A 10,675-nucleotide genomic window follows, 5' to 3' on the forward strand; every position below is an offset into this window, starting at 1 on the left:
GATTTACTCCACCAGAGCCGCCCCGGAGGCGATTTTTTCCTCACTTTGGGCGTATTGTCCTTTGATGTATTCCTCCATCGCGGATTCCTCGATGCGCCAGAGGCCGCGCCCGCCAATTTGGATAGCTTTGAGCTCTCCGTTGTTGATGAGGTTACGCACGGCACCGTGGGAAACTTTCAACATATCGGCAACATCAGCAATGGTGTAAAAGTTATATTCCATATAATCATGATACATCAAATGCTATAAAACCACCACAAAAACAGTCCTATGCTTCTATATTTTAATGATATAAAGCCTATAAGCAGGTTTTCGAGGGAGGTCTCGTATGCCTATTGGTTCGGAAATATCAAGTAAATCTCGGTACATAAATCGGCGTACCATACTGGGGATTGCCCTGATGGTACTGGCTGTAATCCTGGTCATCGTTACGGTGCGGCTGGCCAGTCACCTTGAGGGTTACCTAGCGGCAAAGACAACGCTCGTTGCTGGACAAACCGTTCAATCCGACGATGTTGAGGTTATTTCAGCAAATCCAGGTCGGGCGGCGGGGCAGTACTTGCGCGAAGGTGAGCTGAAGGAAGGCACTGTGGTCGTGCAAACTATTGCCGTGGGACAGCTGCTCCCCAAAGCCTCACTGAGCCAAACCAAGCCCTACAACAAACGGATTGTTCTCAATCTCGCCGCGCCTCTGCCAAGCAGCGTGAAGAAAGGCGATTACCTCGAAATTTGGCAGCTCCCTGACGAAAAATCTGCCAGCACGTTCGAGCAGGATACCCCGCCGGAAAATGCTCAGAAACTGGCGGACAAAGCCGTGTTCCTAGCAGAGAAAAAGTCTGAAACGGCTCTCGGATCGAAAAATCAGACGAATGTGGAAATTAGCGTACCGGAAGAGGACTTGTCGCCTATCCTCGCTGCTGTCGGAACGAAAACCCCGCTGATGGCGATACCGGTGTCATCATGAGTTTCATCGGGGTAGCGACTTGCCTGAATCCGGATTTGGAAGCGGATATTATCCGGACTATTGAGTCAGATTCTCTGCCTCTGCAAGTTATTCGGCGCTGCCGTGATGCCACGGAGCTGTTATCGATAGCCAAGGCACACCTAGTGCAGCTGGTAGCGGTGGACACCGAGATGCTGGAACTGGAGGGTGCCACTGTCCAGGAGCTAGCCGCCGAAAACGTTGCCATCATTGCTTTTGCTCCGCTGGAAGACGTGGATCAGTTGAACAGTCGAGGGGGAATTTCGGTTTTAGCCAAAGCGGATCCCCGAGTGGAGGAACCTGAACAGAGCGAGGCGGCTCGTCTGCTGGGGCAGATGATGTCCACCCTTATGCCTCCACCACCCCCCAATCCTCGTGAAGAATTCGGCACCGAAAATGCGGATTTGGCCGGTTCAGTAGGTCAGATAATCGCTTTTTGGGGTCCGGTGGGAGCACCGGGAAAGTCTACGCTAGCTTTGAACATCGCCTCGCGTTTGCGTAACTATGGTCGGGTCCTGCTGGTCGATGCCGATACGGTCGAGTCGTCTTTGGTGCAGATGCTGGGGATTGCCTTAGACACTTCCGGGGTGGTGACTGGATGTCGTCTAGCGGAACAAGGAAAGTTGAAACCGGAAAGTTTCCCGCAGTTGGTGACGCGGGTGGGTTTCGGAGTTGACCTGTTGACTGGACTGACCAAGGCGGAGCGTTGGCGTGAGGTCGGCCAGCACTCGTTGTCAGCCCTTTTAGAGATGGCTCGGATTAACTACCGTTGGATTCTGGTGGATTTGTCGAGCGGTGCAGACGACCAGTCGGATTTGTTGGCCGCGATGGGGCCGACCCGTTACGGGGCTGCCTTGGGCACTTTTGACGTTGCCGACCTGGTTGTAGAGGTCGGTCTGGCCGACCCGGTGGGAATCCGCCGGCTGTTGGTCAATCACAATTGGGCTCGTGAACAGAAACTGTGGAGCTGCCCGACCTTGGCGGTAGTGAATCGCGGGCGGGCTTCTGTGGGAGGAGCGAACTGGCGAAATTCCATAGTTCGTGTCGTGGCTGCTTCGGTTCCGAACCTGCCGGTGGTGGTGGTGCGAGAAGCCGGAGAAGATTTTGACCGTGCCCTGGTGGCTGCTTGTGACGTGATGACAGCTAATCCTCACGCTGGGGTGCTGGAGGACTTGGAAGGGCTACAAAATGAGATTTATAAACAACTCGGTTTGTTGCCCCGGCGCGGTTCGGGACGAAAAAAGCTCCGGGAGAACAAACTGTTGAAGTTCAAACGCGGCGAACAGAAAGAACCTGAAAATGAGTGAAGCCCCCCGTCAGGCAAAAAAGATTCGTGCTTACATCGCGCTTTGCCCTCAATCCCTGCGGGACAAAACGTGGGAGGGGGCGCTGGTCACGGTCGTGGACAAAGCCTGGTGTGCTGCTGCCGGTTTTCCTGCCCCCAGCGAGCTGCATGGGGAGGACAGAGAAGTGGCGGAAGACGAGGCTTTACATGCCGCCGCTTTGAAATCGTTAGACGCGCAAACCGAAAGTTCCCAGCCGCTTCGGGTGGTGGCGGTGGCGGAAGTCGCGGATACTGACCTGCAACCCTGCCGCCCGGAAATGGCGGGAGGATACATCTTGACTCGCCCGATTCAGTATTCTGAAGTGGTTTCCTACCACGTAGACGAGCCAGCGGCTGGCGCAGAAGTGGCAAAACTGGCGCAGCTGCGCGCGGAGCAGACGGGGAAGTCCCCTCAGGACTTGGAGTTACCGGAACTGCTGTGGTTTGACGGCTCCGAGCTGGAGATCCTGCGAGAATTCCTGGGCTTGAGCTAGACTGCATCCAAACCGTTGATTTGTAGGTAGGAGCCAATCTTGCGTTTCCCGCTTGGTTTCAGTTCCGTGGTATTGCCGCTCTGATAGTTTCGCACCTGAACCTGGAGGGGAATCTCCTCTTGCAATTCATTGACGTGTGAGATGATTCCTACGCAGCGTCCTCCCTCCCTCTGCAGACTGTGCAGCGCGGACATGACTGCCTCTCTGGTGTCATTGTCCAAGGTGCCGAAACCTTCATCGATGAAAATGTTTTCCAGGGTGATGCCGCCCCTTTCTCGTTGCACGACTTCGGAAAGAGCCAGGGCAATAGCGAGTGAACAGTAAAATTTTTCGCCCCCGGACAGCGACTTTGGCGGTACCACCTTGTCCTGAGCGCCGTTGTACATTTCGATGCCCAGTCCGTGATATTTCTGATTGCGGTCAGACTCATAGTTTTCGTTATGCCTGATTTCGTAGTACCCCCCGGAAACATCAGAGATCAACTGGTTAGCTACAAAAGTCACCTGTCCCAGACGCTTGCTCAAGTAGTAAGCGCTCAAAGTAGTTTTCATCGGGTTTTCTCCATTGAGCACTTGGGACAAGCGTTCAAATCCGGCAATCTTTGATGCTTCCTTGTCCCATTCCTGTTTGGTCTTTTCGTACCTTTCCTTGAGGGTGCACAAATTCTGGTGGGAACTGTCCAAAGACGCCGACTTTTGGGTGAGAGAGTGATACTTCTGCTCGCTGGTTTTCGCCGCAGAACGAAGGTTCTCCAGGTCGGGGAGTTTGGCTGCGGCTTTGTCTCGATACGCATCGGTGTCCAGTTGCGAGCGCAAACCATGTACGTTTTCATGATAGGAAGTGACGGTCTTTTGGTCAGCTTCCAGTTCCTGGCGTGGCTTGGCGCAGGCTTGGGCCTCGGCTACTGACTCGAAACCGTGGTCTGTCAAAGACTTGCGCAACGCTTCGTGAGCGCTAATCCACTCTTGTCGGATCGGAAGCCAGGAATCATAAAACTTGGCGAGCTGTTTGACCGCGTCCAGACTGTGCTGGTTCGTATCTAACAAGTTTTGCGGGTCAGAATCGGGATCAAAATCTGCCAACTCCGCCCGAATTTTTTCAGCATACGCCTGAATTTCCTCGTGGAGGTTTTCCACCTCCGCGCTTAATCCTGCTTCCTGTTTAATGAGATTTTCACGCTCGGTTTGGTTTTGTTTGTCTGATTCTTCCAGTTCGGAAATTTTCTTTTCCAACTCGGGTACTTGGTTGCTCGCTGTGGTGGATTCACTGACGGCCTTCTCAGCTACAGAGAGGGCCGCAGTCAGGGACTTTATATCCTGGCCCTGGAGCTGTTCCGTAACTGTTTGCAATCTGGTGCTAATCTCAGTTTCCTTATTGTTTGCCTCAGACAGCTTATCGTGAGCCTTTTTGGCTTCGCTCGCAGCTGCTTCATAGTCCTGAAACGTTGTCTTTTCAGCTGTTTCGACTGCAGGATGCGGGTGATCCAGAGAGCCGCAGACCGGACAGGACTCCCCGTCCTGCAACTGTGATGCCAAGCGAGATGCTGCGGTATCAGACCATTTTCGTAAAACGGACTCGGCGTTTTCCTGTGCCCGGTCGTAGCTTTCTTGCAGACGGGCAGCGTTTTTAGTGGCAGCTTTCAAATCCTTGGCTAACTTTTCAGCCGATTTCGCCCAATCGTGGTGCTCCTGGGCATTTTTCAGCTCTGTCTGCCGGCTGGCTAACCCGTCCGCAAGCTGCTTCTTCTCTTTCAGTAGCAGGCGCTGTTTGTTCAACGCTTCTGCGGTTTTGTCAGCGGTGTTACGAAGCTGGCTAATCTGACTGCGCAGGGACTCCAGCTCTTCTTTCTTACTGTTGGCAGCGGTAGTTTTCTCACTCTGGAGGGTGAGATTGGCTTTGATGGCCTCTAGTCTCTTTTGGTTGTCATTAATCTTTTCGCTCATCTCATCACGCAGATCAGCCAACTTGGTACTGGGTTCCTCCCCTTCCAACCAGGTTTGCAATTTTGTGTCCGACAGCTTGGATACTTGGTCCCTAAATTCGGCTAAATCCACATCGTTATCGACCAGCTGAGTCAAAGTAGCAAGAATACTGCCACGCTGGTGCTCAGCTGACCGGTAAGGTTTCTGCTCTGCTTTCTCGGTGTCCATGACGGCGTTGGCGTGCACGGCTTTCTGGTTGCGTTGATCCAGTTGTGCAATCTCAGTTTCCTTATCGACGAGTTTTTTAAGTTTTTCAGTAAGCTGTTTCGCCTCTAAGATAATGCGCTGCTCATTTTCCGCTTTAGTAAGTACTGTCTGAGCCGCTTGGGATTGCACCTGAGCTTGTTCGGCGGCGTCCCTAACCTTAGCGGCTTCTTCGCGCAAAATTTTGGCGGCGCTAGCAAAGAGGGGCTCTCCGGCTTGCTCCAAGGCAGAAATCGACTGAGCCGCCCCGTCCTTTGCCGCCGCAAATTCCCCCAAAGCTTCGTTCCAAGCGGTTTCATTTTCACCAGTAATCTCAACGTTGGAAAGATCCGCATACACAGTTGTGAGCAGCTCACCTAGACGCCTGGTGTACTCTTTGGTGGTTTCCTTGCCTTTTGAGGCACGTTCCTTAGCGGCTTTTTCCATGGCAATAAAGCTTTCTGCCCCGAAAAGATTGGATAAAACCTCATGCCGTTCGGCAGCCCCTGCGGTCAGGAACTGCTGAATCTGGCCTTGGGGAAGTATGACCGTCTGCAGAAAATGTGATTTCTCCAGGCCGAGGATACTCACTACCTTTTTCGTTACGTCTCTACCTATCGCAATGGGTTCGGTAATGTTGTCAAAATTCGGGGTAGCTGACATCTTAAGCTGGGCGATGGATTGAGTGAAAGTCTTACGCCCTGGCTTCGTAAAGGTCACCGTGCGACGCAGCTCATAGAACTTGTCGTGGGCAGAGAACACCAGCACTACCTCAGGAGGATAGTCTTTGTCCCAGTAGTAGGAGAGAATACGATCTGTTGTGGAATCTCTCTCACCAGCTACGTCTCCATACAGAGCGTAGACAATTCCGTCCAGGATAGTGGACTTTCCCGATCCGGTATTGCCCGTAATTAAGAACAGTCCCGATTCCGCTAGTGCATCCAGGTCCAAGGTGGTGCGCTCGTAAAAACTCCCCACTCCTTCAAGAGTAAGTTTATGGAATTTCATTTCTCTGTCCCCCCAACGGTGTCTTCATATATTTCGGTTAGCAAAGCGAGGTCTTCCTTTGTGTCAATGCCACAGGTACGTAAGAATTCGGTGGCAATCTCTAATTCAGAAAGTTCCCGAAACTCTGCACCAGATTGCAGCGCCCCGGTCAGGGTGCCCTGGGAATGAGTGAGCTTCAACATTCGCGGGAAAACCGCTTTCAGTCGGTTATAAGCGTTAGGTGGCAAGGTCGTTTCAGTCAGGTTGATGCTACAAAAGGCCTGATGCCAGGGCTGGTAGCGGGAGTCGTCGGGGTTCGTGAGGTCCTCGATACTGCCCTGTAGCCGTGTCACTTGATAAGGCAATTCCAAGGGTAGCTTCTCAACCTCGACCTGGTGATCTGGGTCAACCTCGACCAAAAGGATGCATTTCTCGTTGCTCTCACTGACCCGATAAGGCAGGGGAGACCCCGCGTACCAGGCCGTGACTTCAGTGCCATCTACCGGATACGCCCCGTGAATGTGTCCTAGAGCTAGATAGTCAATGCCGCGGCCTCCTTTCAGTCCATCGGCGAGCTCATCCAACAGGGAAACCGGAATCGGATAGAGATTTCCCAGCGGTTCCACTTCCTTATTCGGATCTACCTGTGTTACATAGTCATGAGCCATCGCGAGGATCGGCACGTCTGTGTTCCTCCGTTCCAGATCCCTCCCGATGCGGCGCAGGGCCGCGGCAAACAGTACTTCAGGTTTTCCCGGGAGCAACGGCGCCGTGTCGTCTTTGCTGGCGGGCTGCTCCAAAGTGTCATCGAGATGACAAACCCCGTCATCATCAACCCACTTGGATAGCTCCGCGCGATCCTGATACGGAGACAGGTAGGGGATGGGGTAGACCAGCGCGCCGAGTTCACCGTCGGGTCCCGGAACCTCGATAGCGGTGCCAACCTGGGCAGCTTTCGTCACGATATTGACTTCCGGCAGAGTGAATCCCTTGGCAAAACCTAGCCGGGAGGCTCCGTCGTGGTTTCCGGCAATGAGGATGATTCGAGTCATTTGCCGTGCCTCATTCAGAAAACCGGACAGTTTGTCTAAATCCGCGTCTCCCGGATTGGGTTTGTCCAATACGTCGCCCGAAATCAGCAAAGCATCGGGACGATGCGCTTTAATTTGCGCCAGGATTTGCCTCAGGAAGTCGTCCTGGTAGGGGGCCAGGTCATAGTTCATAAAGTCCCGGCCGAGATGCCAATCAGAGGTGTGTAAAAACTTCATGGCTCAAGCATAAGAGCAACCCCGAAGGCGAAAATTTAAGAGTTTTGAAAACCTTGCAAATTAGTCTGTTTCTGAGCCAATATACTGCAAAACTTGGGAATGCAGACGGCCGTTAGTAACTACTGCCCCCGGTCCGTTCACGCCATCCTCACCGGTGAGGGACGTGAACTTACCGCCAGCTTCGGTCACGATGGGATACAGCGCCCCCATGTCCCACAGATTCAAGTCCGGTTCCGCCGCGACGTCCACCGCGCCTTCCGCCAGTAGCATGTAGGACCAAAAATCGCCGTAGGCACGAGTCCTCCACACCTGCTGAGAGAGATTCATGAAGCCCCGCAAACGATGAGCCTCGGCCCATTCGCCGATAAGCGCGTAGGAAAAGGAAGCCTGATTCAGGTTAGAGATACGTGAAACTTGCAGCTGGCGTGCCGAGGAACGCGACCGGCCGGTCCACGCCCCACTGCCCGCGGCAGCCCACCACCGAAATCCTAGGGCGGGTGCGCTGACCACCCCCATCACCATCTTGCCGTCCTCCATTAGCCCAATCAGTGTGGCCCACACCGGAACCCCGCGGAGAAAATTCGCAGTACCGTCAATCGGGTCGATGACCCATTTCCGGGCTGCCAGACCGGTGCTGCCCTCTTCCTCGCCCACGATGGCATCCCGAGTTCGCGAATGTGACAGATGCCGCCGGATGAGCTTTTCAGCAGCTTGATCCGCATCGGTTACCGGTGTCAAATCCGGTTTATCGCTGACTTCCAAATCGGGAGCCAAGAAACGCTTGGTGGTCAGGGCGTCTACCTGGTCTGCCATAATCAGTGCTAACTGTAAATCTTCTTCCCAGCGACTACTCATGTTCTAAACCTATCCCTAGAAACGCTTAGAAACGGTCAACGGCGCGATTTTTCCATTAAGCTGAACTTATGCAAGCAACAGTTTGGCGAGCTCCCCGCGCGAAGGGTCCCGTTTTCGGTGCGGTGACGTTGCCGGGTTCCAAGTCATTGAGCGCCAGAGAATTGTTGCTGGGTGCCATCAGCGATACCGAGGCCTCCCTCACAGGAGTCCTGTTCGCTCGTGACACGGACCTCATGGTACAAGCACTGCGCTCATTGGGGGCGATTATCGAGCCGTGGCCCCCAGTTGTGGACCAACCGGTACAGATTACGCCTCTGGCCCAACTGTGGTCGCAGTCTACTTCCACAGTTTCTCCGGGCGGTTTGCGGGATAATGCACCCGTTACGGTGGATTGCGGTTTGGCTGGAACCGTCATGCGCTTTATCCCCGCCGTGGCGGTGGCGCTGGGGCGCGCCGTGCGGTTGGTCGCCGATGCACAAGCAAATACGCGCCCGATGCGGCCTCTCTTGGATGCCCTGACGCAGTGGGGAGCCCATATCGAGTACGAATCCTCGGATGGGAGGGTATTTCCCTGTACGATTTATCCTCCCGAAGGGCGTCTTGCCGCGGAAATCACCATAGACGCTACGGCTTCATCGCAGTTCGTATCTGCCCTGTTGTTGGCGGCTCCGCTGTTACCCGGCGGCTGTACCGTTCGTTCCAAAACCGGAGCGCTGCCTTCGCTGCCGCACATTGAGATGACCTTAGAATGCCTGTCTCAACACGGAGTTACCGTTACACCGGGCAGCTCCGAGGATGGCAATCCCTTCTGGCACGTGGCCTCAGAACCAGTTATCGGCCAGGACGTCCTCATCGAACCGGATCTCTCCAACGCCGGACCGTTCTTGGCTCTGGCAGGTATTGCCGGTGGGCGGATTTCTATCCCCACCTGGCCCGCGGAAACCACCCAGGCAGGAGCGGCTTGGTTGGAGATTTTGCCAAGAATGGGCCTGCACGTGGAGTGGAACTACGGGGTGTTGACGGTTTCCAGTCGAGGTCCGCTGTGGCCGATAGACGCTGATTTCACCGCGGTGGGCGAGCTGGTTCCCACCGTGGCGGCTTTGGCCGCTTTTGCCCCTGGAACTTCCCGATTGCGGGGTTTGCACCACCTGCGAGGTCACGAGACGGATCGTCTCGAAGCGCTCCGCACCGAACTCACGACCGTCGGGATACCCTGCGAAATAACTCCGGAGGACGACCTTGTGATTACCGGTGTCAGCCCCTCCGGGCTTGTGAACCAAGACCCGGAATCCCTCCCGCTGCTGCTGCACAGTTATGGGGATCACCGACTGGCAACTTTTGCGGCACTCCTGGGATTGTACTATCCGGTACAAATCGATGATATTGATGCCACCTCCAAAACTCTGCCAGATTTCACAACAATGTGGGAACACCTGTTGGGAGCAGCCTCTTGAGTCGCCGCGACATCGGTACGGATGATCCGCGCGTACACGTGCGCCCGGGGAAAGGCAGCCGCCCCCGCACTAAGAAACGTCCCAGTTTTGCACACGCTGAGCCCGGTATGGTCGTCGCCGTGGACCGGGGCCGGTTTACGGTAGCGATCGGCGAAAACCGCATGGTGCAAGCCGTTAAGGCGCGGGCGCTGGGGCGAAAGGGCGTCATCGTGGGGGACCGGGTGGGCGTAGAAGGAGACACTTCCGGCACTCCCGACACTTTGGCGCGCATCGTCACCTTGGGGGATCGCCAAACCGTCCTGCGCCGCAGCTTTGACGAATCCGAGTCCGGAGCGCGAGAAAAACTCATTGTCGCCAACGCCACCCAGATGCTAATCGTGGTCGCAGCGCGTGACCCAGAACCAAAACGCGGCATGATTGACCGCGCGATAGTGGCGGCTTTGGATGCGAAAGTCACCCCGCTGTTGGCGGTGACGAAAACGGACTTGGATTCTGCCCAGGAACTTATCGCAGACTACGAAGCTATTGGAATCACAGTGTTTGCCCTGAACAGAGACCTCTATGAGCCTGTAGTCCTGGCGCTACCGCCGGCCGAGACAAACCCGCAGGCCCCGCCGTCCGCCCCTGTCGCCCCAGGACTGGTGGCGCTCCAGAAGCAGCTGACCGGTGAAATCACGGTCCTGCTAGGCCACTCGGGGGTCGGTAAATCTACCCTGGTGAACGCGCTGGTGCCGGGCGCAAATCGGGCGACTGGGACAGTCAACGAAGTGACCGGCAAGGGCCGACACACTTCGACCTCGGCGGTCGCTCTACCGGTGGCTGCACAAGGGTGGCTCATCGATACTCCCGGAGTGCGTTCTTTTGGCTTGGCTCATGTTGATGCGGCGGGATTGCTGCGCGGATTTCCGGAACTTTACGCGATAGCCCGGGACTGTCCGCGAGGCTGCACCCATAGCGCGGACTCTCCGGATTGCCTGCTGGATGAACACCCGGAATTAGCGCTGCGTTTGGCGTCCTTTCGGAGCCTGTTGACCGAGATTCCGTCAGCCTACTGAAAAGGGAAAGTCCGCAAATTCCCAAGGATAACTAGAACTATAGTAAATCTTTGTCAAGGTCTGAGAAATAAGGTGAAATTCCTAGGCTAAA

General features: G+C 55.0%; 9 protein-coding genes. 5 read left to right on the forward strand and 4 right to left on the reverse strand.

Annotated features, from left to right (window positions below; all coding sequences use genetic code 11):
* Positions 1-3: 3 nt before the first annotated feature.
* On the reverse strand, positions 4-222 hold the full coding sequence (locus RDL66_RS04160; RefSeq protein WP_297722843.1) for a helix-turn-helix domain-containing protein: 219 nt from the start codon (positions 220-222) through the stop codon (positions 4-6).
* Positions 223-328: 106 nt separating this feature from the next.
* Here RDL66_RS04160 and RDL66_RS04165 point away from each other — a divergent pair, with 106 nt between their 5' ends.
* From RDL66_RS04165 to RDL66_RS04175, 3 genes are read left to right on the forward strand one after another with little or no spacing between them, the layout of a single operon-like run.
* A complete protein-coding gene (locus tag RDL66_RS04165; RefSeq protein ID WP_308535400.1) occupies positions 329-964 on the forward strand; it encodes an SAF domain-containing protein in 636 nt (211 codons plus the stop codon).
* Entirely contained in the window at positions 961-2,289 is a 1,329-nt protein-coding gene (locus tag RDL66_RS04170; protein WP_308535401.1) for an ATPase, read from the forward strand. Before RDL66_RS04165 ends, RDL66_RS04170 begins: the two co-directional genes overlap by 4 nt.
* Entirely contained in the window at positions 2,282-2,800 is a 519-nt protein-coding gene (locus tag RDL66_RS04175) for a hypothetical protein (RefSeq protein ID WP_308535402.1), read from the forward strand. Before RDL66_RS04170 ends, RDL66_RS04175 begins: the two co-directional genes overlap by 8 nt.
* Here the strand turns inward: RDL66_RS04175 and RDL66_RS04180 are convergent.
* From RDL66_RS04180 to RDL66_RS04190, 3 genes are read right to left on the reverse strand one after another with little or no spacing between them, the layout of a single operon-like run.
* Positions 2,797-5,973, reverse strand: coding sequence for an SMC family ATPase (locus RDL66_RS04180; protein ID WP_308535404.1), 3,177 nt, complete (start codon positions 5,971-5,973; stop codon positions 2,797-2,799). The genes RDL66_RS04175 and RDL66_RS04180 overlap by 4 nt on opposite strands.
* Positions 5,970-7,220, reverse strand: coding sequence for an exonuclease SbcCD subunit D C-terminal domain-containing protein (locus RDL66_RS04185; protein WP_308535406.1), 1,251 nt, complete (start codon positions 7,218-7,220; stop codon positions 5,970-5,972). Before RDL66_RS04185 ends, RDL66_RS04180 begins: the two co-directional genes overlap by 4 nt.
* Before the next feature lie 60 nt (positions 7,221-7,280).
* Positions 7,281-8,075 (reverse strand): inositol monophosphatase family protein, encoded by a 795-nt coding sequence (locus RDL66_RS04190; protein ID WP_308535407.1) that lies wholly within the window; start codon positions 8,073-8,075, stop codon positions 7,281-7,283.
* Positions 8,076-8,143: 68 nt separating this feature from the next.
* Here RDL66_RS04190 and aroA point away from each other — a divergent pair, with 68 nt between their 5' ends.
* Positions 8,144-9,529, forward strand: coding sequence for a 3-phosphoshikimate 1-carboxyvinyltransferase (gene aroA / locus RDL66_RS04195; protein WP_308535408.1), 1,386 nt, complete (start codon positions 8,144-8,146; stop codon positions 9,527-9,529).
* Positions 9,526-10,584, forward strand: coding sequence for a ribosome small subunit-dependent GTPase A (locus RDL66_RS04200; protein ID WP_308535409.1), 1,059 nt, complete (start codon positions 9,526-9,528; stop codon positions 10,582-10,584). The genes aroA and RDL66_RS04200 overlap by 4 nt, the downstream gene beginning before the upstream one ends.
* Positions 10,585-10,675: the final 91 nt, after the last annotated feature.

This window comes from uncultured Mobiluncus sp., assembly GCF_902488535.1.
Lineage (GTDB): Bacteria > Actinomycetota > Actinomycetes > Actinomycetales > Actinomycetaceae > Mobiluncus.